Source organism: Rhizobium bangladeshense, from assembly GCF_001662075.1.
GTDB lineage: Bacteria > Pseudomonadota > Alphaproteobacteria > Rhizobiales > Rhizobiaceae > Rhizobium > Rhizobium bangladeshense_B.
Genome location: NZ_LYPL01000012.1, coordinates 178,902 through 201,704, shown reverse-complemented (window position 1 = coordinate 201,704; position 22,803 = coordinate 178,902). Strand labels below are relative to the sequence as shown.

23 protein-coding genes are annotated in these 22,803 nt (G+C 63.2%); 9 read left to right on the top strand and 14 right to left on the bottom strand.

Annotated elements, in window-relative coordinates:
• Positions 1-11: 11 nt before the first annotated feature.
• The 5 genes from A7X77_RS22855 to A7X77_RS22835 form a co-directional block, all read right to left on the bottom strand.
• On the bottom strand, positions 12-782 hold the full coding sequence (locus A7X77_RS22855) for an ABC transporter ATP-binding protein (RefSeq protein ID WP_064685115.1): 771 nt from the start codon (positions 780-782) through the stop codon (positions 12-14).
• Between the two features lie 9 nt (positions 783-791).
• Entirely contained in the window at positions 792-1,775 is a 984-nt protein-coding gene (locus A7X77_RS22850; RefSeq protein ID WP_064685114.1) for an ABC transporter substrate-binding protein, read from the bottom strand.
• Positions 1,776-1,813: 38 nt separating this feature from the next.
• Positions 1,814-2,665 carry an ABC transporter permease gene (locus A7X77_RS22845; RefSeq protein WP_064685113.1) on the bottom strand — a complete coding sequence of 284 codons (852 nt, stop codon included), beginning with the start codon at positions 2,663-2,665 and terminating at the stop codon, positions 1,814-1,816.
• A gap of 10 nt (positions 2,666-2,675) precedes the next feature.
• Positions 2,676-4,028 carry an LLM class flavin-dependent oxidoreductase gene (locus A7X77_RS22840; protein WP_064685112.1) on the bottom strand — a complete coding sequence of 451 codons (1,353 nt, stop codon included), beginning with the start codon at positions 4,026-4,028 and terminating at the stop codon, positions 2,676-2,678.
• A 330-nt stretch (positions 4,029-4,358) separates the two neighbouring features.
• Positions 4,359-5,144, bottom strand: coding sequence for an IclR family transcriptional regulator (locus A7X77_RS22835; protein ID WP_064685111.1), 786 nt, complete (start codon positions 5,142-5,144; stop codon positions 4,359-4,361).
• Positions 5,145-5,395: 251 nt separating this feature from the next.
• Here A7X77_RS22835 and A7X77_RS22830 point away from each other — a divergent pair, with 251 nt between their 5' ends.
• The 8 genes from A7X77_RS22830 to A7X77_RS22795 are packed head-to-tail and all read left to right on the top strand — an operon-like array spanning position 5,396 to position 13,582.
• Entirely contained in the window at positions 5,396-6,469 is a 1,074-nt protein-coding gene (locus A7X77_RS22830) for an ABC transporter substrate-binding protein (protein WP_064685157.1), read from the top strand.
• Positions 6,470-6,490: 21 nt separating this feature from the next.
• Positions 6,491-8,005, top strand: coding sequence for a sugar ABC transporter ATP-binding protein (locus A7X77_RS22825; RefSeq protein WP_064685110.1), 1,515 nt, complete (start codon positions 6,491-6,493; stop codon positions 8,003-8,005).
• On the top strand, positions 8,002-8,964 hold the full coding sequence (locus A7X77_RS22820; RefSeq protein ID WP_064685109.1) for an ABC transporter permease: 963 nt from the start codon (positions 8,002-8,004) through the stop codon (positions 8,962-8,964). Before A7X77_RS22825 ends, A7X77_RS22820 begins: the two co-directional genes overlap by 4 nt.
• Positions 8,961-9,902, top strand: coding sequence for an ABC transporter permease (locus tag A7X77_RS22815; protein WP_064685156.1), 942 nt, complete (start codon positions 8,961-8,963; stop codon positions 9,900-9,902). Before A7X77_RS22820 ends, A7X77_RS22815 begins: the two co-directional genes overlap by 4 nt.
• Complete coding sequence (locus tag A7X77_RS22810) at positions 9,899-10,855, top strand: amidohydrolase family protein (RefSeq protein WP_064685108.1); 957 nt, start codon at positions 9,899-9,901, stop codon at positions 10,853-10,855. Before A7X77_RS22815 ends, A7X77_RS22810 begins: the two co-directional genes overlap by 4 nt.
• Positions 10,848-12,158: an alanine racemase gene (locus tag A7X77_RS22805; RefSeq protein ID WP_064685107.1), complete on the top strand. Its 1,311-nt coding sequence runs from the start codon at positions 10,848-10,850 to the stop codon at positions 12,156-12,158. Before A7X77_RS22810 ends, A7X77_RS22805 begins: the two co-directional genes overlap by 8 nt.
• Positions 12,159-12,193: 35 nt before the next feature.
• The gene (locus A7X77_RS22800) at positions 12,194-12,538 is read left to right on the top strand and encodes a RidA family protein (protein ID WP_064685106.1); all 345 of its coding nucleotides are present in this window, start codon (positions 12,194-12,196) and stop codon (positions 12,536-12,538) included.
• Between the two features lie 30 nt (positions 12,539-12,568).
• Positions 12,569-13,582, top strand: a complete 1,014-nt coding sequence (locus tag A7X77_RS22795) for a succinylglutamate desuccinylase/aspartoacylase family protein (RefSeq protein WP_064685105.1) — start codon at positions 12,569-12,571, stop codon at positions 13,580-13,582.
• Here A7X77_RS22795 and A7X77_RS22790 read toward each other — a convergent pair.
• The 7 genes from A7X77_RS22790 to A7X77_RS22760 all read right to left on the bottom strand — a co-directional run bounded on the left by A7X77_RS22790 (position 13,579) and on the right by A7X77_RS22760 (position 19,629).
• Entirely contained in the window at positions 13,579-14,763 is a 1,185-nt protein-coding gene (locus A7X77_RS22790) for a hypothetical protein (RefSeq protein ID WP_064685104.1), read from the bottom strand. The two genes, A7X77_RS22795 and A7X77_RS22790, sit on opposite strands and share 4 nt — an antisense overlap.
• Before the next feature lie 240 nt (positions 14,764-15,003).
• The gene (locus tag A7X77_RS22785) at positions 15,004-15,678 is read right to left on the bottom strand and encodes a 4-carboxy-4-hydroxy-2-oxoadipate aldolase/oxaloacetate decarboxylase (RefSeq protein WP_064685103.1); all 675 of its coding nucleotides are present in this window, start codon (positions 15,676-15,678) and stop codon (positions 15,004-15,006) included.
• Positions 15,679-15,766: 88 nt separating this feature from the next.
• Complete coding sequence (locus A7X77_RS22780; protein WP_064685102.1) at positions 15,767-16,603, bottom strand: ABC transporter substrate-binding protein; 837 nt, start codon at positions 16,601-16,603, stop codon at positions 15,767-15,769.
• Positions 16,604-16,635: 32 nt separating this feature from the next.
• Complete coding sequence (locus A7X77_RS22775) at positions 16,636-17,400, bottom strand: amino acid ABC transporter ATP-binding protein (RefSeq protein ID WP_064685101.1); 765 nt, start codon at positions 17,398-17,400, stop codon at positions 16,636-16,638.
• Complete coding sequence (locus tag A7X77_RS22770; protein WP_064685100.1) at positions 17,397-18,155, bottom strand: amino acid ABC transporter permease; 759 nt, start codon at positions 18,153-18,155, stop codon at positions 17,397-17,399. The genes A7X77_RS22775 and A7X77_RS22770 overlap by 4 nt, the downstream gene beginning before the upstream one ends.
• Positions 18,152-18,859 carry an amino acid ABC transporter permease gene (locus tag A7X77_RS22765; RefSeq protein ID WP_064685099.1) on the bottom strand — a complete coding sequence of 236 codons (708 nt, stop codon included), beginning with the start codon at positions 18,857-18,859 and terminating at the stop codon, positions 18,152-18,154. Before A7X77_RS22765 ends, A7X77_RS22770 begins: the two co-directional genes overlap by 4 nt.
• Entirely contained in the window at positions 18,856-19,629 is a 774-nt protein-coding gene (locus tag A7X77_RS22760; RefSeq protein WP_064685098.1) for an SDR family oxidoreductase, read from the bottom strand. The genes A7X77_RS22765 and A7X77_RS22760 overlap by 4 nt, the downstream gene beginning before the upstream one ends.
• 230 nt (positions 19,630-19,859) lie before the next feature.
• Here A7X77_RS22760 and nac point away from each other — a divergent pair, with 230 nt between their 5' ends.
• Positions 19,860-20,765, top strand: coding sequence for a nitrogen assimilation transcriptional regulator NAC (nac, locus tag A7X77_RS22755; protein ID WP_064685097.1), 906 nt, complete (start codon positions 19,860-19,862; stop codon positions 20,763-20,765).
• 6 nt (positions 20,766-20,771) lie between these two features.
• On the opposite strand, the gene A7X77_RS22750 is transcribed toward nac, so the two are convergent.
• Complete coding sequence (locus tag A7X77_RS22750) at positions 20,772-21,974, bottom strand: pyridoxal phosphate-dependent aminotransferase (protein ID WP_064685155.1); 1,203 nt, start codon at positions 21,972-21,974, stop codon at positions 20,772-20,774.
• Positions 21,975-22,035: 61 nt separating this feature from the next.
• Positions 22,036-22,803 carry a 5-oxoprolinase subunit PxpA gene (locus A7X77_RS22745; RefSeq protein WP_064685096.1) on the bottom strand — a complete coding sequence of 256 codons (768 nt, stop codon included), beginning with the start codon at positions 22,801-22,803 and terminating at the stop codon, positions 22,036-22,038.

The window sequence follows — 22,803 nt, the reverse complement described above, 5'->3', positions numbered from 1 at the left end:
GCCGACAGCTTTCAATGCAGCCCGAACAAGTTCAGTAGCTCCTCGCGGTGGCGGACGAATTCCGGCGCGCTGCGGTCGCGCGGACGCGGCAGATCGATGTCGATCAGGCGCGGCTCGCCTCCTTTCTCCCGCGGCAGGATCAGGATCCGGTCGGCGAGATAGATCGCCTCCTCGAGATCGTGCGTGACGAGAATGGTCGTCACATCCTCATCACGCCAGATCCGGGCGAGCTCCTGCTGCATACCGATCTTGGTCATCGCGTCGAGCGCGCCGAGAGGTTCGTCGAGCAGCAAAATCTCAGGCTGGACGGCAAGCGCCCGGGCGATGCCGACGCGCTGCGCCATGCCGCCAGACAGTTGCCTTGGATAGGCCGCCTCGAATTGCTGCAGGCCGACGAGCTTGACGTAGTGACGCGCACGCGCCCTCGCCTGCTCGCGGGTGAGCCCTCTCGTTTCCAGCCCGAAGGCGACGTTGCCGAGGACGTCAAGCCAGGGAAGAAGGCGCGGCTCCTGGAAGATGACGGCGCGTTCCGCGCCGACGCCGCGGATTGCCTTGCCGTCGACGAGCACCTCCCCGGTATCGGACTCTTCGAGACCGGCTAGCACCCTGAGCAGCGTCGTCTTGCCCGAGCCGCTGGCACCGACGATGGCGAGGCTTTCGCCGGAGCGGATGTGGAGGTTGATATCTTTCAGAACCTGCAGATGGCTGCCGTTCAGCTTGTAGGATTTGGAGAGGTGACGGATCGTCACCTCTCCGCGGCGAATGTCCTGGGCGAGGCTCATTGCAGTTCCTCAGTTGCTTGCCGGCTTCGTATCGGCCGTATAGATGATGTTCTTGGCAACCAGCTGACCTTGCTTCAGCTTGCCTTCACGAACCAGGACGTCGATCCAGAACTGGATGTCGCGCTCGACAGGCAGGCCGCCGGCGCGCACGCCGTAGCCGCGGAAATACTGCGCGATGTCAGGGTTCTCGCCACGCTCGCTGAGCGCCTTTGCCAGGATCTTCTTGGTTTCCTCGGGATGTTCGCGGGCATAATCGAGGGCACGAGCCGATTGCTCGACGAAGATCTTCGCCGCCTCGGGATGCTGCTGAATGAAATCGCGGCGCAGGACTACGAAGCCACCGGCGATGTCGCCGAGCACGTCGGTATCGTCGAAGACCGCACGCAGGCCACCATTCTTCAGCGCCGCACCCTCGAAGGTCGTCTGCCAATAGCCGAAGGCGGTGATATCGATCTGCTTGGAGCGCAGCACTTGCTCGAGCTGCGGCCCGGGAACGACGACCTGATTGGCGGAGTCGCTCGGCAGGCCGACGGAATGCAGGGCTTCACGGATGGTGTAATCGAGATGGGCGCCGAGCGTGTTGACGGCGATGCTCTTGCCCACAATGTCCTTGATGCTTTTGATCGGGCTGTCTTCCAGCACGTAGAAGGTGGATTGCACTTCGTCATTGATGCCGTTCGATGGATAGGCGGCGACGAAATCATTGCCGCCGATGATCGAATTCAGGACGGCGGAGGTGGCGGCGCTGCCGATCTCGACGTCACCGGATGCAAGAGCGATGAGAGAGGCCGGGCCGCCATGGGCATAGCCGACGTTCTGAAACGTAATGCCCGTGTCTTTGAAATAGCCGAGCGCGTCGGCGAGTTCATGGGCGGCAAGGCCGCCCTGGCTCGCGAGATAGCGCAGCTTCACGGTATCGGTGGCGGCGGCTGGCGTGGCAAGTCCGAGAGCGATCACGGCCGGCAGCAGCAGGTTGCGGGGATGGAAAGTCATGACGTGTCCTTTCGGAAGAGAAAAGTCGGTTGAAGCGGTCAGGCGCGCGGCTGAGACCAGCGGCAGAGGCGGCGCTGCAGGAGAACGAGCAAGGCATTGGCGACTAGCCCGAGGAAGGCAAGCAGCAGGATCGCCGCAAACATCAGCGGGATCTGGAAATTATACTGGGCGTTCATCACCTGGAAGCCGATGCCCTTGTTGGCGCCGATCATCTCGGCGGCGATCAGCAACAGCAGCGCCGTGGTCGCCGAGAGGCGCAGACCGACGAAGATCGCTGGAATGGAGGCCGGCAGGATGACGCGACGGAAGACAGTTGCCGATCCGGCGCCGTAGGTTCGCGCCATCTCGATGAGCTTTTGGTCCACTTCCTTGACGCCGCCGATCGTGGATAGCAGCACCGGAAACAACGTCGCCCAGAAGATCACGAAGATCTTCGACGTTTCGCCGAGGCCGAGCAGCAGGATGAACACCGGGTAGAGCGCCAGCGCCGAGGTCTGGCGGAAGAGCTGCAGGATCGGATCGAGTGCCTGTTCGATTGCGCGGAACTGCCCCATGAACAGACCGAGCGGAATGCCGATCGCGACGGCGAAGGCGAAGGCGGTGCCGGATCGCTGCAGGCTGATGGCGATGTCATCGAGCAGCGCGCCGCTGGCAAGGTTGGTCCAAAGAGCCGACAGGATCACGTTCAGGGGCGGGAAGACGGCGGGATTGACCCAGCCCCTGGTGCTCGACACCTGCCAGAGCACCAGAAAAGCGATGAGCAGGCCGTAGCGCGGCAAAAGCGATGCGAGCACACCGCGCACATGCGACGCGAAAGTGGGCATATTGCTTTCGCCGCTCTTCAGGCGGCTGAAACTTCTGGGGAGAACCTGATTGATTTCATAGGCCATGGATCGCTCCTCACTCTGCTGCCTGGAGAGCTGCACGTCCGGCAGCCCATCGAGTGACGGGGAAAGGCAGGCCGAGATTTTCCCGGAGCGTCTTGCCCTCATAGGCGGTGCGGAACAGGCCGCGGCGCTGCAATTCCGGGATGACGAGATCGACGAAGTCATCGAGGGCGGTCGGCAGCCAGGGCGGCAGAATGTTGAAGCCGTCGGCGGCTTCGTTCTCGAACCATTGCTGCAGTGTGTTGGCGATCTGTTCGGCCGTGCCGACGATGGTGTAGTGACCGCGGGCCGATGCAATCCACTGATAGAGCTGGCGGATGGTGAAGTTGTTTTCGTCGGCGATCTGGCGGATCAGGGCCTGACGGCTCTTCATGCCCTCGGTCGGCGGCGCCGGCGGCAGCGGTCCATCGAGGTCGTAGCCGTGCAGGTCCAGCGTGCCGCCGGTCAGGCCGTTGAGGAGGCCGATCCCGTCCTCTTCGACGATGAGCGACGTCAGACGGTCGTATTTCTCCCGAGCCTCCGCTTCGGTTTTCCCGACGAAGGCGGAAACGCCGGGCATGACCAGGATGTGATCGGGGTTGCGGCCGAGGCCGCGGGCACGTGCCTTGATATCGCGGTAGAATTCCTGGGCGGTTTCGATGTGCTGATGGGCGGTGAAGATCACCTCGGCCGTTGCTGCGGCGAGCCCGCGCCCGTCTTCGGACTGCCCGGCCTGCACGATGACGGGATGGCCCTGCGGTGAGCGCGACACATTGAGCGGGCCGCGCACGCTGAAATGTTCGCCGCGATGGTCGGTGTCGTGCAGCTTCGCCGGGTCGAAGAACACGCCGGTCTCTTTGTCGCGGATGAAGGCGTCGTCCTCGAAGCTTTCCCAGAGTTTGCGGACGACGTCGACGTGCTCGGCGGCGCGGCGATAGCGCTCGGCATGCGGAAGCTGGGTATCGCGGTTGAAATTCTGCGCCGTCGGATCGCCTGTCGTGGTGACGACGTTCCAGCCGGCGCGGCCGTCCGAAATCAGGTCGAGCGAAGCGAATTTGCGGGCGGTGGTATAAGGCTCCTCGTAGGTGGTTGAGGACGTCGCGATAAAGCCGAGATGGGTGGTCAGAGGCGCGAGCGCGGAGAATAATGTGACGGGTTCAAAGCCCGCCACGCGGGCGTTGCCGCCTTCACGCGCGCCGCCGAAACCGACAGCCAGGTTGTCGGCCAGGAAATAGGCGTCGAAGAGGCCGCGTTCGGCTGTCAGAGCGAGTTTTTTGTGAAATTCGAAACTAGTGGCGCCATCGGCCGGCTGGTCGGGGTGGCGCCAGGATGCAACATGCTGTCCGCCACCAGGAAGAAATGCCCCAAGCCTGATTTTCCGTGTCATTTCGCGCCCTCTCCGTTTGCCGCCAACGGCTCCGTCGTTTCGGGGCCGAGGTCAGTTTGGCTGTCAGGACCTTAGAGTACGTTCTCCATAGATTTTATAGAGAAACTTCATTTCCAAATTGCGGGAGAAGAGTGAATAGTTTTGCGGGATCGGTCTGAATCTGGAAATCGGAGATCGGCGCCGTCCGCAAGATGGCGTCTTGCGCCCGGTCGCTGCGGGCTGCGTCAGGCGGGTGCAGCGGCGCTCTAGCGGCTGCCGCTGAACGCTGCGGACGCACCGGCTTGTCGACGGATGTCCGTGCTGGCAGAGATACCTTGATATAATAAGGCGTCAGTTCCGTCGTGGCCGCGCCGGGGCATGCTCCAGGCCGGCGGCGGCCTTCTTCAGGCAGTCAAGATAGCGGTCCCGGTTGGCGATGCCGTCGTCGCGAGGCGTGACGAGGCAGAGCGTTGCGGCGGCATGGCCTTCCTCGCCGCGCACCGGCACGGCAAAACAATGGGTGAAACTGTCGACGATGCTGTTGAAGGTGAAGAGACCTTCACGCTCGGCCTGGCGCACCTCGGCGATGAAGGTCTGCGGCTCGAGCCATTCGCCGCCCGGCAGGCGGAAATCCTGCGGCGGAATGAAGTTGAGGATGTCCTGATCCGAAAGATGCGCGACCAGCAGGCGGCCCGACGCAGTCCACGGGATCGGCACCGATTGACCAATATCGGTCGAGATGCGGAAGGGCCGCGCGCCCTCGCGCATGCGCACGACCGTATATTTGTTCCCGTCAAGCATGCAGAACTGCGCCGTCTCCCGCGTCTCGTCGGCAAGTTGTTCCAGCGCCGCCTCGCATTCGCGGGTAAAATCGAAATGGTTCTCATAGGCGGCGCCGAGGAAATAAAGCTTGCGGCCGAGATAGACGCGGCCCTCCCCGCCGGTGAATTCGAGGATGCCATTGCTCAGCAGCAGGTTGACGAGTTCGTAGACCGATGAGCGCGGCGCGCCGATCTGCGCGGCGATTTCATTCGGCTTCAAGGCCTGCCGTTTCTGGCGCAGGAAGTCGAGGATCTCGAAGGCGCGGTCGAGCCCTCGGGCGCGCTTGCCGGCTGCTTCGTCCTGAACTGCATCCATCGCTGTCAATCCCGTTCTTCTTGGGCCCTGTTGTTGTCGGGCTCTGTTCTTGTCCGGCGAAGCTTTTCAAGCCGTCGGCCGCATCTGTCAATCGATGCAGTCATGCTTCGCGAATGAAATCTTCCCACCCCCTCTTGCGGGGTAAAAAAATCGGCATAAGATCGGCTCGTCCGGTATAAAGATCATATGTACAATATAGCGGACAAAAACAAATGGCAAGCCGCCAGCGCTGCCGCAAAAAGGGGATCGACATGAAGAATTTTGAAGAAAGCATTTCCGTTTCACTGCGCCGCCGCCTTCTCGCCGGCGCTGCCGCCGCAGCCACCTTGCTTGCCTTTTCGGCCGGCACGGCATCGGCCGCCGCGAATTGCATCAAGGGAGACAGGAAGGCGCCCTATACGATCGGCTGGGCGAACATCTATTCGGTGCCGACCTGGATGAAGCAGACCGAAGGCACCATCACCGCCGAGGTGGAGGAGCTGAAGAAGGCGGGCCTCGTCAAGGACCTGATGATCACCGACGCGCAGGGCAATGCCCAGACGCAGATCCAGCATATCCAGTCGATGATCGACGCCAATATCGACGCGATCGTCGTCATCGCCGGCTCATCCAACGCACTCGACCGCGTCATTTCGGATGCCTGCGACAAGGGCATTGCGGTCGTCAACTTCGACAGCCTTGTTAATACCGACAAGGTGACGGCGAAGATCAACACCGATTCCAACGAATGGGGCGCGACAGCGGCCAAATGGATGGTCAGCCAGCTCGGCGGCAAAGGCAAGATCATCATCATGAACGGCCCGGCCGGCATTTCGGTCAGCGACGACCGTCGCAAGGGCGCCCAGCCGGTCCTCGATGCCAATCCGGGTCTGCAGGTAATCACTGAGACCAACACGGAATATAACGTCGCGCCGGCACAGGAAGCGATGACCAGCCTGCTGTTCGCCAATCCCGAAATCGACGGTGTGCTGTCGCTCGGCGGCGCGCTCTCGGCCGGCTCCGTCCTCGCCTTCGAGCGCCAGGGCCGCGACCAGGTACCGACGACAGGCGAAAATGCCCGGCAGTTCCTGGAACTCTGGAAGGAGAAGGGCTTGAAGGGCTGGGCGACGATGCAGCCGAACTGGCTCGGTGCGCTTTCCGTCTATACCGCCGTGCAGGCGCTGCAAGGCAAGGACGTGCCCTCCTTCGTCAAGGTGCCGCTGCCCGTCATCGACGACAGCACGATCGGCAGCTACCTCGCCCGAGCCGACAAGTTCCCGGCTGACGGTTATATCTACTCGGATTACGACAAGGCGCTCTTCGACAAGCTGCTTGCCACCAAATAACCCGGATTGAGGGACGCCGCCATGACGGAAGAACGACCCCTGCTGGAAGCCCGGCAGGTGTTCAAGGGATTTTTCGGCAATCCCGTTCTGAAGGGCGTCGACATCGCCCTTCTGCCGGGCAGGGTTCACGCCCTGCTCGGCGAAAACGGCGCCGGCAAGTCGACGTTGATCAATCTGCTGTCCGGCGCCCTCCAACCGGACAGCGGCTCCATCCTCGTCGACGGCAGGCCTGTCGGCCGTATCAGCCCGGCGGCGGCGCGCGCGGCCGGCATCGCCGTGGTCCAGCAGGAGCTGAGTCTGACGGCCAGCCTGTCGATTGCCGAAAACATCGGGACCGGCGCCTTTCCGCGCCGGTTCGGTCTCATCGACTATCGAGCGCTGCATCGCGGCGTACGAGAGGTCTGCGACATGGTCGGACTGACCGAGCCGCTCGACATGCCGGTCGCCGATCTCGCGCTCGGCCGCCGCCAGATGGTGGAAATCGCCAAGACGCTGTTCCGCAAGCCGCGCGTGCTGATCCTGGACGAGCCGACCTCGTCGCTCTCGGCGCACGAAGCCGGCATCCTGGCCAGGCTCATCGAGACGCTGAAGGACTGCGGCACCGCCATTCTTTACATTTCCCACCGCCTCAACGAGGTGCAGGCGCTCTGCTCGCATGTTACCGTGCTGAAGGATGGCGTCGTCACGGCGGATCAGTCGCTGTCCGGCATCGACGGCGAGGGTCTGGTGCGCCTGATGGTCGGCCGCGAGACCGGCGATCTGTTCCCGCCGCGCCCGGCCGCGGCACCCGGTGCGATGCGCATCAGCGTCGAAGGTTTTTCGGCCGGCATGGTGCGTGATGTCGCTTTCTCTGCCCGCACCGGCGAGATCATCGGCATCGGCGGGCTGGTGGGACAAGGGCAGGAAGACCTGCTGCTCGGCCTCTACGGCGCAATTCCCGCGTCCGCCGCCCGGGCGGAGGTCTCAGGCAAACCTGGCCTCCCCGCCGATGTTGGTGCGGCGAATGCAGCCGGCCTCGTCTATGTGCCCGCCGACCGCAAACACGAGGGGCTGGTGCTGCCGCATTCCATCGCCGCCAATCTCATCCTGCCCTCGCTCGGCCGGCTTGCCCGCAAGGGGCTGCGCGACCGGCCGGCGGAAAGCGGCCTGGTCGCCGAGCTCGCGCGCCGGCTGACGATCAAGGGCGATACGGCCCGTCCGGTGCAGGCGCTTTCCGGTGGCAACCAGCAGAAGGTGGCGCTTGCCAAATGGCTGCCGCTCGATCCCTCCGTTCTGCTGCTCAACGATCCGACCCGCGGCGTCGACATCGAAACCAAGCGGGAAATCTACCTGATGCTGCGCGCCTTCGCCGCCGAGGGGCGGCTCGTCATTCTCGTCAGTTCCGATACGCCGGAGCTCGTGCATCTCTGCGACCGCGTCGTGGTTCTGCGCGAGGGCCGCGTCGCGGCAACGCTGTCGCAGGATGCGATCAGCGAAGGAGCGATCGTCGGCGCGGCCATGGGTATTGCGGCCACGACGCAGGGAGAGGCTGCATGAGCACGATTTCATCATCCCGGCTCTACAGGTCGATCCAACTGCGCCGCAACCGGGGCCTCGCCGGCCTCTATCTCGTCGTCGCTGGTTTTCTCATCCTCTATGCGCTGCTCTTTCCCGGCATCCTGACCATCGGCGGCTTTTCCAAGTTCACGCAGAACTGGTTCCCGCTCGCGCTCGTCACCATGGCGCAGGCGTTGCTGATGCTGAACGGCGGCATCACGCTGGCGATCGGCCCGCTCGTCAGCCTCGGCGCGGTGATCGCGGCGACGACGATGCAAGGGGTGCTCGGCGTGCCTGGCGGCATTCTGGCTGTCGCGCTTGCTGGTCTTTCGATCGGCGCCGTCATCGGCGCGATCGTGACCCATCTGAGGCTGCCGGCGATTATCGTTACGCTGGCCGGCTCCTTCATCATCAGCGGCGTCGCGCTGATCCTGCTGCCGCGGCCGGGCGGGGCCATTCCCGATTGGCTGTCGACGATGCTTGCCGGCCACACGCCCGTCGCCTTCCTGCTGCTGGTCGCGATCCTCATGCTCTGGAAGGTCTTTCTCGCAACGCCGCTCGGCCTTGGTATCTATGCGGCCGGTGACAACCCGGTCGGCGCATTCCGCTCCGGCGTCCCGGTCGAAAGGGTGAAGGTTGCTGCCTTCGCGCTCTCCGGTCTGCTTGCGGCACTGGCCGGCCTCTTCGTCGCGGCGCAGACAGGCTCGGGCGATCCGGTGATCGGCACGCCCTTCACACTTAACTCGATCGCCGCGGCTGTGCTCGGCGGTGTCGGTTTCCTCGGCGGCAAAGGCACGATGCGCGGCGCGATCTGCGGCAGCCTGCTGCTCTCTGTCATGATCAACGTGATGTTCTTCCTGGGCTTCCCGCCGGTGGCGCAATATGTCGCTCAGGGGTTGATTATCGTCGGGGCGGTCGCCGTTCCGGAACTTCTCGGCGTATGGAGGGCAAGGCGATGAACATCGTCCGATCCGCGTTTCGCAATCCGCCGCTGCTGACCTTCCTTCTGGTCGCGCTCGTCTGGGTCGTCGCCAGCTTCACTTTGCGCGGTTTCGGCGCCTATGGCCATCTGCGCTACCTCCTTGAACTCGCCGCGGTGATCGGCATCGTCGCGGCCGGGCAGACGCTCGTCATCCTGATGGGCGGCATCGATCTTTCGGTCGGCGCGGTTATCACGGTTACGGCGATCCTGCTGCCGCTGATCTCGCCCGCCTGGGACCCGACCGGCCTTGCCGGCATCGCGGCGGCGCTTGCCATTGCCACCGGCATCGGCCTGATGAACGGCGCGGGTGCCGCCTATCTTCGCGTGCCGCCGATCATCATGACGCTTGCGATGGCGACCTTCCTGCAGGGCCTGCTCGTCATCGTCGCCGGCGGCAGCGCCGTCACCGTCAGCAATCCGGCCGTCATCCTGCTCGGCCAGGCGCGGCCGCTCGGCATTCCCTCGGGCATCATTCTTTGGCTCGCCGTCTCGATCGTCGTCCTGCTGCTCGTCCATCGCATGCCGATCGGCGCGCGTTTCCTCGCACTTGGGGCAAACCCGCTCGCCGCCCGGCTTTCCGGCGTCAGCGTCACCCGCAATACGCTGATCGTCCATACCTTGTCCGGCTTCTTTGCGGGACTTGCAGGCATTCTCGTGCTGGGCATGAACCGGCAAGGCTATGTCGGCATTGGCGATCCCTATCTGCTGACCTCGATCGCCGCCGTGGTGCTCGGCGGAACATCCATCCTCGGCGGCCGCGGCACCTATGCCGGCACCATCCCGGGGGCGATCCTGCTCGTCACCACGACGGCGCTGATCACCGTCGTCAACGCCTCGCCCGGCTGGCGCTCGATCATGTTCGGCACGCTGATCCTCGCCCTGTTGCTCGTTTCCGGCCGCGAGGCGCGTCGATGACGAAGCGCTATGGCGGGCCGGTGATCGACCCGCACCACCATCTCTGGGACCTCAGCCTGCAGCGCTATCCCTGGCTTCAAAAGGCGCGGGCTTCCGCCGAGGAGATGGCAGTCGGAAACCTCGGGCCGATCCTGCGCGATTACGGCATCGACGATTATCGCGCCGATGCCGCGCAACAGAACGTCGTTGCGACGGTGCACGTGGAGGCCGGTTGGTCGGTTGCCTACCCGCTGGAGGAGAGCCGCTGGCTGGATGGTCTCGACCGCAGCTCCGGCGTGGCGCACCGTTATATCGCCCGCGTTCCCCTCGACGGCCCGGATGCCCCGCGCCTGCTCGAGGCGGAAGCGGCAAACCCAAACGTCGTCGGTATTCGCGATATTCTGAGCTGGCATCCCGATGCGGCGAAGCGTTTTGCGCCGCGTCCGGATCGCATGAGCGATCCCGCGTGGCGCGCGGGACTGGCCGCGGTCACCCGGCTCGGGCTGGTCTTCGACCTGATGCTTTATCCCTGGCAGATGGATGAGGCGCTCGACCTGGTGCGGGCCTTTCCGCAAACGCATTTCGTCCTCAACCACGGCGGCAGCCCTATTGACCGGACGAAGGACGGCATGGCGCTCTGGCGCAGCGGCCTGCGGGCTCTGGGCAAAGAGCCGAACATTCGCCTGAAGATCTCCGACCTCGTCGCCTATGACCATGCGTGGACGGTTGAAAGCCTGCGGCCGGTGATTGAACATTGCCTCGATTGTTTCGGCCCTGAACGTTCGATGTTTGCGAGCGATTTTCCCGTCGCAGGGCTGCATGCTTCGTTCGATGAGGTCTATCAGGTGTTCCGCACCGTCGCCGCCGAGCTCTCCCTCAACGACCAGCGCGCCTTGTTCTTTGCCACCGCCAACGACACCTATCGCCTCGGCATCGCTGGTCCGGCCGAGATCGGGAGAGGCTCCCATGTCTGATCTTCATGCCGTGAACGAAAACATACTGATCGACGAGCGGGTGCGCGGCTTCCCGCCAGGCCATTCGCCGCTTTCGCCTGCTGCCATCGGACAGCAGGGGTGGAAACCATATGACGGCAGGATGGCGCTTCCACTGCTCTCGCTCGACCGGCAGGCCTTCGCCGGGAATGTCGAACTGATGATGGCCTATTTGAAGAGCAATGGTGCCGAGATTGCACCGCACGCCAAAACGCCGATGTCGACGGCGCTGGCGGACATGCTTCTTTCAGCCGGCGCCTGGGGCACGACTGTCGCCGACATCCGCCAGGCCGCCGTGCTGCTCAGGGCGGGACAGCGCCGGCTGATCCTCGCCAATGAGATCGGCGGGGCCGCCGCAGCCCGCCGGCTGGCGGCGCTGCTCGGCCATTATCCCGATGCGGAGCTCCATGCCTTCGTGGATTCGACGAGGCTGGTCGAGGCGCTTGCATCTGCCTGGCTGGAACGCACGGATCTGCCGCCTCTCGGCCTGATGGTGGAATTCGGCGCCGGCCGCGCCGGTCTCCGCAGCGCCGATGCCGCCGCCGCGATCCTCGACACGATCCTGGCCGCGGAGACGCCGGCTTTCCGGCTGAGCGGCATCGCCGCCTATGAGGGTGCGGCCGCGACCGCCGATCCGGAAGAAACGATGCATCGGATCGACGCGCTGATGGCGATGACGGCCGATTTCCTGCCGAAGATCCGCGCCCGCATCGGCAGCGAACGGCCGCTCCTCGTCACATCAGGCGGTTCAGTGTTTTTCGACATCGTGGTGGCGCGGCTTGCAGCCGCCGTCGCCGCCGATCCAGCCTGCCGGCTCGTGCTGCGCAGCGGCGCGATCTTCTTCCACGACCACGGCATCTATGAGCGCGGCCTTGCTGCCCTCGATGCACGCGGCGGCCTTCGCATCGGCGGCGAGATCGTTTCCGCGGCGGCGGGTTTCCGTCCGGCGCTCAGGGTCTGGGCCGAGATCCTGTCGCGGCCGGAACCAAAGCTTGCTATCGCTGGCATGGGCATGCGCGACGTAGCAATGGACCAGGACCTGCCGCGGCCGCTGGCGCTCTATCGCAATGGCGTGCGCCTTGCCGATCTCGAAGGCGCGAGAGTTTTCCGCCTCAACGATCAGCACGCCTTCCTGACACTTGCCGATGACAGCGACGTCGCCGTGGGTGATGTGATCGAGTTCGGCATCTCGCATCCCTGCACCTGCCTTGACCGGCATGCGATCCTTTATGGCCTCGACCCGGATCATTCGGTGACGGCGGCCTATCTGACCAGCTTCGGCTGAATTCTCCCTGTAAAACCAAGAAAAGGAAAACCTGCATGATCCAGCGTTATCAGAAGGGCTCGCGTATGAGCCAGGCCGTCAGCTATGGCGGTCTCGTCTATATTGCCGGCCAGGTCGCGGACAATCGCAAGGCTGATATCGAGGAGCAGACCCGCGACGTGCTCGGCAAGATCGACGCCCTTTTGCAGGAAGCCGGCACCGATCGCTCGCGTCTCCTCGCTGTCAACGTCTTCCTGCCGGCGATTACCGATTTCGAGGCGATGAACGGCGTTTATGACAGCTGGATCGACATCGAAAACCCACCGGCCCGCGCCTGCACCGAAGCCCGCCTTGCCGACCCGGACCTGCGCGTCGAAATGACCGCGGTCGCCGCCCTCTGATCGAAGGCAAGCGCCCGAACTGGAGACATCATGCACAGCGGTCTCGTCAATCCGATCGACTTTTCGCGCGAGGGTAGCCAGGCCGGTCATCTCGCCATTCCCTATTCGATCGACCGTTCGCCCTACTATCAAATCCGCATTCCGATCCTTCGCCTCAAAAATGGCGAGGGGCCGTCTTTGCTGCTGATGGCCGGCAACCACGGCGACGAATATGAGGGCGAACTGCAGCTCGGCCGGCTGATGCGCCTGCTTGACGTTGCTGACATAAGTGGCGCCGTCACCATTTTGCCGATTGCGAACCTGCCGGCGGTGATGGCGGCCAAACGCTGCTCGCCCTTCGATGGCGGCAACCTCAATCGGGCCTTTCCCGGCGATCCCATGGGACCGCCGACGGTGCGCCTGGCGCATTTCCTTGAACACGAACTCTTCCCGCGCCACCACGTCGTCTTCGACCTGCATTCGGGCGGCACGTCGATGGCGCACCTGCCTTGCACGCTGGTCGAGCGGCAGGCCGACGCCACCCGCTTCGAGCGGTCGGTCTCGCTGATGCGGGCGATCGGTGCATCGCATGCCTTCATCGCCGACAACGGGCCGGCGGCGCCGACATCGATGGGGGCTGCGGCAAGGACCGGCATCATCGGTCTTTCCGGCGAGTTCGGCGGCGGCGGAACCGTGACGCCCGCGACGATGGCTTTCACGGCGGCAGCGATCGACCGACTGCTCGTAACGCTCGGTATTATCGGGCGTCCTGTCCTCTCCCGCGCACCGCTTGCTGAGCCTGGGCCGCTGCAGCTCCTGTCGCTCTCCCGGCACAGCCAGGGTATCTATGCCGATCGCAGCGGCTGGTTCGAGCCGGCTGCAGCCCTTGGCGCCACCGTTTCGGCCGGCGACCTCGCCGGATGGTATCACGATCTGGAACGTCTGGAGCAACCAGAGGAGGAGCTGCGTTTTGCCGAGGGCGGCATCGTCATTTCCCACCGGCTGCATTGCGACAGCCAGGCCGGTGACTGCCTGATTCAGGTCGCCGAACCGATTGCCGCTTAGAGAAGCCCGTCGACCGCCGCCCTGACCCAGTCGAGGCGCTTTGCCGGGATGAGGCCGTAATTGTAGAAGTTCACGCCGTCGGCGCCGGCATCGACGGCCGCCTTGGCGCGTGCCGCCAGGACCGCAGCTTCACCGACCTCTGGATAGAAGACGCGCAGGCCGACGCCGAGGAATTTCTCCGGCCCGATCGTCGCCCTGCCGGCGCGGATGACATCGCCGATCGCATTCGGTTCCATGTCGTAGCAGCAGAGGATCGCCCCGTCGCAGAGCTCGCCGACAGCTGAGAGATCGACGCCGCCGAGCCAGCCGTCCTTCAGGTCGATCAGCACGATCCGGCTCGCCGGATCGGCCGCCGCCTTGATCTCGCCGATCAGGCTGGTCACCGGTTCGCTGCGCCATGAGAGATAGGCATGCAGATCGAGGTGGTCGCGGAAGGCATCGATGCCGGCTGCCGGAAAATCCGGGAACTGCCGTTCCGGGACGTCGCGCTCGCAGAGTTCGGCGATGAAACGCACAACCGTTCGGCGCGCGCCTTCGGCCGGTACACCGGCCCTTGCCGCGCGCGCCGTGCAATGGTCGCAGAAGCAGAGCGACAGCAGGAAATCGTCTTCGGCATTCAGGCCGACGCCGTCCTTCTCATGATGGTATTCATGCGCGAAGCCCATGAAGTTCGGGCTTTCGAGTTCGACCATATCCGGCCGGTAATTCACGGTGATGTCGCGCACAAGGGTGACAGCATAGGCGCGCGCCGCCGGGCTGGAGGGGCAGAGATTGTAATAGTTGGGATTGCCGAAGGCGTTGCGCGTCACGTGGTCGGGATGCAGCATGCCGAGACGGCTATTGTGGAGGCAGACCGTCCAGCAGGAGGCCTTGAGACCCGTCACGTCGCGTCCCCTGGTCAGCGCCTCCAGCATGTCGCCGCGCTCGGTGACATTCCCCGCCATCAGCGGCCGGATCAGCTTGTCCTGCCACAGGCTTTCGTCCGGCCGGAAGTAGACCGTGCCGTCCTCGGGAAAATAGGCCTTCTGCCGCGGGCTGCGCGGCTGGAGGAAGCGGCCTGCATGATAGGAGGTCGCCATGCTGATCGTGTTGAGGCCGGCGCGGTTGCGAAACTCGGCGGCAATCGCATCGAGCCCCTGGTCCTGGATATCCCAGGGGTAAGTCCACATGGAAAGATGCATGGCCCGCTCCGGTCAAATCTGTCCAGCTTATAGAACATCTGTCCATAATAGTGTCCAGGCTGATCTGTCAGCGCCGGCCATGGCAGGCCGGTATCGCCGCCGTCTGTCCCAGCGTTCCGCCAAGGTTGCGCGTTCATCGATCCGGCTTCGCGGAAAAGCCTTCACAGGGAGATTGGCAAGAACGATCCGTCAGTCGACACCAAGGTGGCGTTGCTGCGCGCCCAGGCATCGGGGAGTAACTCAAATGTCGACGACAAGGCCCTTGGCTTTCAGCACCGGCGCTAGATTGCTGACCTCGATGACCGACTTGCCCTGCTTGTAGGCGGCGATATAGCCGGCTTCGGCATCTTCGCGCGCCTGCGACAGTCGGGCGGCTTCCTGGGCTTCCTGCCTGCGCACGACCACCAGACCGTCGGCATCTCCGACGATGATGTCGCCGGGATTGATGGTTTCGCCGCCGACGATGATCGGGTCGTTTACCGCGGCGATGGTTTCCTTCACCGTGCCCTTGATGCAGACGCTGAGCGAGAAGACCGGGAAATCGAGTTCCCGCAGCTGCAGCGTGTCGCGCACGCCGGTGTCGGTCACCAGACCACCGATGCCCTTGGCAAGGCAGGCATTGGCAAGCACGTCGCCGAAGGAGCCGGCCTCTTCGTATTCGCCCGCCGATACGACGATGATGTCGCCCGGCTTTGCATAGTTGATGGCGAGTTGCAGCATGATGTTGTCGCGCGGCGCGCATTTGACCGTAAAGGCCGGACCGCAGAGTTTCATTCGGTAGTCGACGGGCTTGAGGCGGGAGGAAAGCGCGCCGCGGCGGCCTTGCGCTTCGTGGATGGTCGCCGGCGAAAATTTGGAAACGGCCTCGATGTCAGCTTTGCCGGGCCGTTCGGGGATATCTTTTATATGGATCATGGATGCCTCACATCGTTGGCAGACGGCGGCAAGTCCCGCCGTCTTATCTCGGTTGCATTGTCCTCAGGAGGTTCCGAGACCGCTCGGTCTACGGGATCGGGTCGAACTTCAGCTCGGTGAGCGGCACGACTTTGTCTGTGCGGGTCATTTTGTATTCGGTGTTCGGGCCGAGCCACTTATCCCAGATCTTGTTGATCTCGCCTGATGCGTCGAGCTTGTGCAGGATCTCGTTGATCTTCGCTGTCAGCGCCGGCTGATCCTTGGCCATGCCGATGCCGATCGGCTGGTAGAGCATCGGCTCTTCGATCATCCGCATTTCCTTGCCCTTGCTCTTCGATTCATTGACGAACTTGGTCGTCGTCATGGTGTTGGCGACCATGCCGCGGGCCTTGCCCTGCTGGACGGCGAGATAGGCAGAAGCGGTGTCCTGGAACGTCAGCGGGTCGGATTTGTTGAGCTTGATCGACATTTCCGAGGTCGAACCCTTGGTCGAAGCGATGCGCTGGCCGGCGTAATCGGCCTTCGTCTTGCCGGCATCATCGGCCGGCACGATCAGCATTTCCTTGGCGAGATAATAGGGATCGCTGAACTGGATCTGCTCGGCGCGGCTTAGTGTATAGGCAAGGTTGGCAACGGTGATGTCGACGCGGCCGAGCTTGACCTCGGGCACGCGCGCCTCGACCGAAACCGGCTTGATTTCAGCCTTGACGCCCAATTCCTTGGCGATGGCGCCGCAGAGATCGACGTCGAAACCGGCCATTTCGCGGGTCTTCGGATCGGGCGAAGCGAAGGGAGGAACGTCGGCGAAAGTCGCGCAGCGCAGGGTTTTGGCCGACATGATGGTGTCGAGCTGATCGGCTTTCGCCGGTGCGGCAGCTGCCAGGCCGGCAAATGCGGCGGTGAGGGTCAGGTATTTCCAGTTCATTGCTGTTCTCCATTGTTTTTGGTGCTTGGTTTTCAATGCCTGAGATCGGCGAGGAAACGCTGAGCCCGGGGATGGCGTGGATTGCTGAAGAATTCTTCGGGGGTCGCCTTTTCGATGATCTGGCCGGCATCGATGAACCAGATCCGATCCGCGACGTCGCGCGCGAAACCCATTTCGTGGGTGACGCAGAGCATGGTCATGCCTTCGGACGCCAGGCTCTTCATGACGGCGAGCACCTCGCCCACCATTTCTGGATCGAGCGCGCTCGTCGGTTCGTCGAACAGCATCACTGGCGGTTCCATCGCAAGAGCGCGGGCGATCGCCACCCGCTGCTGCTGGCCGCCCGAGAGCTGGCCGGGATAGGCCCGCGCTTTGTCGGCGAGGCCGACCCGATCAAGGAGCTTGAGCGCCTTTTCATGCGCGACATCGGGTGCCACGCCTTTCACCCGGATCGGCGACATCGACACGTTTTCAGCCACCGAAAGATGCGGAAAGAGGTTGAAGTTCTGGAATACGAAGCCGATCCGGCTGCGCATTGAGTTGAGCTCCTTCGCCCGCATCGATGCGTGGATATTTTGTCCGTCGAGCGTGATCGATCCGCTGTTGATCTCTTCCAGGCGATTGATCGTCCGGATCAGCGTCGATTTTCCGGAGCCGGAAGGTCCGCAGATGACCACAACCTCGCCGCGCGCCACCTGCGCATCGATGTTCTTTAGAACCGGATAATCGCCATAGCTCTTGCAGACCTGCGAAAGCCGGATCGTCTGCGATTCCGGCGCGGAAACTGACATGATCATAGCTGCTCCGATACGATTTTCGCCGGCGTGACCAGGGACGCAGTCGGAACGTTGAGAAGTCCCGCACGCCGCCACGTGATGCGCCGCTCGAGGCGATTTGCGAAGTAGGTGAGCGTCCAGCAGATGATGAAGTAGACGATCGCCAGGATGAGGAAGACCTGGAAGGGCTGCGTCAGAAGCTGGTTGTTGACCTGGCTTGCCGCGAAGGTCAGGTCCGGCACGTTGATCACGTAGCCGAGCGTCGTATCCTTGATCGTCGAGACGAAGGTGGAAATGATGCTCGGGATCATATTGTAGAGCGCCTGCGGCAGGATGATGTAACGCATCGCGCCGATATGGCCGTGGCCAAGCGCACGCGCGGCATCCATCTGGCCCGGCCCGAGCGCGACGATGCCGGCGCGGACGACTTCGCTGAGGAACGCGCTCTGATAGACGACGAGCGTCGTCAGCATGGTGACGAAGCTCGGCACGTCGGCGCCTGTCAGGAGCGGAACCAGGAAATAGCTCCACAGGATGAGCATCAGGAGCGGCACGCCGCGGGTGAAATAGACAAGTGCGGTGACCGGCCAGCGCAGCAGCGGCGATTTGGAGAGCCGCGCCATTGCGAACAGGATGCTCACCGGAAAAGCGAGGGCGATGCTGAGCGCCGAAAGGATCAGCGTATTGGCGAGCCCGCCGAGCGGTCCGTTCGGATATTGGCCGATCAGGAGCAGCAGCCAGTAGTCGCGGACGATGGCGATCATGTCCTGGATCATCCGCGCGCACTCCGGGCAGGATCGGCGCGCATCGACAGATAGGCGCCGATGCTCATGATCACGAGCGAGAAGAAGAGATAGAGAACCGTGCCGACCAGGTAGATCTCGAAGGTCCGGAAGCTGAGATTTTCAATTTCCTTGACGGCATGCGTCAGTTCCGACGCGCCGATGACGACGGCAAGACTGCTGTTTTTGAACAGGGAAACGCTGTGATTGATGAGCGGCGGCAGCGCGTTGCGTACGCCCTGCGGCATAATGACGAAACGCATCGCCGAGACGTAGCCATGGCCGAGCGCACGCGCCGCCTGCATCTGGCCGTCACTGACCGAGCGTACGCCCGAACGAAGATCCTCGCTGAAATAGGCTGCCTGGCAGAGCCCGAGCCCGATCACCGCGAAAATCGCTTCCGCATTATGGCTTGCTAGCCAAGTCGCCACCCCGTTCGGCATCAGGGTGAAGATCCCGAAATACCACAGCATCAGCTGCACCAGGGTGGGGACGTTGCGGTGGTAGGATACGTAAGCGGCGACCAACGGATCGCCGAAGCGAAAGGGCGAAAGGCGTACGCCGAGCAGCAGCAGGGCGAGCGCCATCGCCAGCGACCAGGACCCGGCATAGATGATGAAGGTCATCTCGATGCCATGCAGCAGCATGGCGGCATAGTCCGGATTTCCGAGGATTGCCGAAAGGTCGAAACCGCTCACGGTTTTGGCTCCGTGGATGGATCCGGCTTCGACTGCGGTTTTGCGGTCTGCAGGCCGCCCATGACCTGCAGCGTCGGCGTGATCTCCATATGTCCGATGTTGACGGCGACCGGAGCTGCTATGGCGAAGGCGATCGCATCGGCGATATCGGTGGCCTGCGGCAGTTCGAAACCGTCGATAAACCGTTCCCGAATGCTCGGATCGTTGCCGTGGACGTGATTGAAAATGTCGGTGGCGACCCGGCCGGGGCAGATTTCGGTTACCCGCACCCGCTTGCCGAAAGCATCGATGCGCAGCTGGTTGGACAGCATGCTCACGCCGGCCTTGGTGGCGTGATAGGAGGAGTTGCCGCCGAAATTATAGGCGCCGGCGATCGACGAGATGTTGATGATGTGGCCGCGGTCCCGCGCCACCATGCCCGGCACGAGGAGGCGGCAGAGGTGCAGAACCGCCCTGAGATTGACGTCGACGATGAGGTCGATATCGCCCTCTTCGGCTTCAAGGAACTTCTTCGGCCGGTCGACGCCGGCATTGTTGACGAGAATGTCAAACTCCACTCGACCGGCGAGCTCGGCCATTGCCTGGCGGTCGGTCACATCGATGGCATGGGCGATACAGCCCGTGCGCTCGGCCAGCTGCTGCAGCGTCTGGGCACTGCGGGCAACGGCATGGACCTCGATGTTCTCCCGGCGAAGCCGCTCAACCACGGCTGCGCCGATCCCGGAGGATGCGCCGGTCACCAGTGCGGTCTTGTAATCGGAGAATGGCATTGTCGTTCCCTTGTGGTTGATTAAGACAGTAGCGAAGCTTTAACCCCTTGCCTAAGACCGATTATCTCTGGAGCAATAAGCAACGGTTATGGAGCACGTGCGGTCTGCCGAAGAAGAGAATGCGGCGATGCCGATACTCTCTCTCGGCCTTGCCTCGGATCCCGTCGCGTTGCAAAAGCAATGCGCCTCTGCAAACATGATCCGCAGATCAGAATGGTACCCCGATCCCCATGGACATCAGACGCCTCAAATCCTTCATCGTGATCGTCGACAGCGGCAGCATCACACGAGCGGCGGATCTTTTGCACATCGCCCAGCCGGCGCTCAGCCAGCAGCTCGCAGCACTTGAGGAGCATTTCGGCCACAAGCTACTGATCCGCAGCCAGCAGGGCGTCAGCATGACGGATGCCGGCCATGCGGTATATCGCCATGCGCAGATCATCCTTCGGCAGATGGAGCAGGCGCAGGCCGATGCTTCCGCCGCCGGAAATTCGCTTGCCGGGCGCGTCTCCGTCGGCCTCGTGCCGTTCAGCAGCGCGGCGACGCTCTCGGTTGACCTTTTGGCGGAGACCCGCAAACGGCATCCCGGCATCCTGCTGCATCTGACCGAAAGCGTCGGCCAAACCTATAGCCAGATGATCATGAACGGCCGGCTGGAGATGGCGCTTCTGCATGGAACCGGGCCGATCAAGGGCGTGCGCTTCGAACCGATCCTCAGCGAAGAGTTTTTCCTGGTCGCCCATCGCGATTTTGCCATCGAAGCGGATACGAAACCTGTTGCGGTCAACGCTCTCGACGGCATACCGCTGCTCCTGCCGCCGTCCTATAATTTCGTCCGCCGCGCGGTCGATACCGCCTTCACCCGCACCCGCACCAATTTGAAGGTCGTGGCGGAAGTCGAGATCGTGCGCACCCTCGCCCGCGCGGTCGGCAGCGGCCTCGGCGCGACGATCATGCCGAAGGCGATTGCCGATCGCATTGTCTCGGAATCGAGCGAGCCGCTGATCTGCCGGCTCGTCTCGCCGCGGATCGAAGAAACTCTGTCGCTTTGCGTTTCCGATCAGAATCCCCTGTCGGAACCGGCCATTGCCGTCCGAGATATCCTTCTCGAGTTGACGGCGCGGCTGAAGGGTTAACAGCGGTCAGCGCATGTCCTTGCAGAACTGGGCGATCCGCGCGCAGCCCTCGCCGAGTTTTTCCATGCTTGTTGCGTAGGAAATGCGAAAGAAGGGACTCATTCCGTAAGCCGCACCTTGCACAGTCGCGACATGATGCTCCTCCACCAGCGCCATGACAAAATCGACGTCGCTCTCGATCTTGCGCCCGCCCTTGCTGGTCCTGCCGATCAGCCCCGATATGTTGGGATAGATATAGAAGGCGCCCTCGGGCCGATGGCAGCGCAGCCCTTCCACCTCCGACAATTTGTCGAGGACGAAGTCGCGTCTTTGCTTGTAGATCGCCGCCCGCTCCTTCAGCAGGTCCTGGGGCCCGTCCAGCGCCGCGGTCGCTGCCGCCTGGGTCAGCGTCGCGATGCCGCCGCCGTTCTGGCCGTTGACGTTGCTGACGGCCGAGATCAGCTCTTTCGGGCCGGCGCAAAAACCGAGGCGCCAGCCGGTCATTGCGTAAGCCTTGGAGACGCCGTTCATCGTCAGGACGCGGTCATACAGTCTCGGCTCGACCTCCGCGATCGTGCAGAACTGAAAGTCGTCATAGACCAGGTGTTCATAAATATCGTCGGTCATGATCCAGACATCGGGATGGCGCAGCATGACCTCGGCGATGGCGGCCATTTCCGCCCGGGAGCAGGCGGCTCCCGTCGGATTGTTCGGGAAATTCAGGAAGAGCCATTTCGTGCGCGGCGTGATCGCCGCCTCCAGATCCTCCGGGCGCAGCTTGAAACCGGTCTGCTCGTGGCACGGGACGGCGACCGGCACGCCGCCGGCGAATTTGACGATGTCGGCATAGCTCACCCAGGAGGGTGTTGGAATGACGACCTCGTCGCCCGGATTGCAGGTCGCCAGCATGGCGTTGAAGATCACCTGCTTGCCGCCGCCCGAGACGACGATCTGGCTGGCATCGTAGTCGAGATTGTTGTCGCGTTTGAATTTCCGGATGATGGCGGATTTGAGCGCCGGCGTCCCATCCATCGGCGGATATTTCGTATCGCCGGCAAGTGCAGCCGCATGGGCCGCTTCGATCGCATGCGCCGGGGTGGGGAAATCCGGCTCGCCGGAGGAGAGGCTGACGACCTTGACCCCTTTGGCGGCCAATTCCCGGGCGCGCTGGGTCATGGCGGCGGATGCGGATATGGAGACGTTTTTCAGACGGTCGGCGATGACGGACATCGACATGATCCTTCGATGAGGGATTGAAACGAGAGACCGCCCGCAGGCGATCGGAATTGCGTCAGTCGGCGAGTTCGGCGGCATGTGCGAGGGTGGCACCGGTGGCTTCGATTTCACCGCGTACGATGCCGGCAAGCTCGAGGGCGCCCGGCGTGTCGCTGTGGACGAGGATGGAGCGCGCCGGCATGGCGATCACGCCGCCATCGATTGTCTCGACGCTGCCGCCGACGAGGAATTTTCGCACGCGCGCACGTACGGCGGTTTCGTCCTTGATGACGGCGCCCGGGAGCCCGCGCGTGACAAGCCTGCCGCTGGCGTCATAAGCCCGGTCCGCAAGGAAAAGCGCCAGTGTCTTCAGGCGCGCGCGTTTCGCCGCCTGCTGGATCTCACTGCCTGACGTGACGAAGACGACGAGACTGGGGTCGACGGTTGCGATCGCATCCATCATCAGGTCGGCGAGGACAGGATCGCGGTTGACCATATTGCCCATGGCCGCATGAAAGCTGATATGGGAGACGGCGACGCGCTCGCTTCTGGCGATCGCCATCAGCGCGCCGAGCTGGTAGAGCATCTGCTGGCGAAGCTCGTCCGCCTGGAAGGGTATTTCGCGCCGGCCGAAGCCCAGCCGGTCGGGCAGACCGGGATGGGCGCCGATGCCGACGCCGTTCTGCTTCGCCAGCCGCACCATCCGCCCCATCGTATCCGGGTCGCCACCGTGGAAACCGCAGGCGATATTGGCCGAGGAGACGATTTTCATCATCGCTTCGTCGTCGCACAGCCGGTAGGGACCAAATCCTTCGCCCATGTCGGAATTCAGATCGATCTTCAT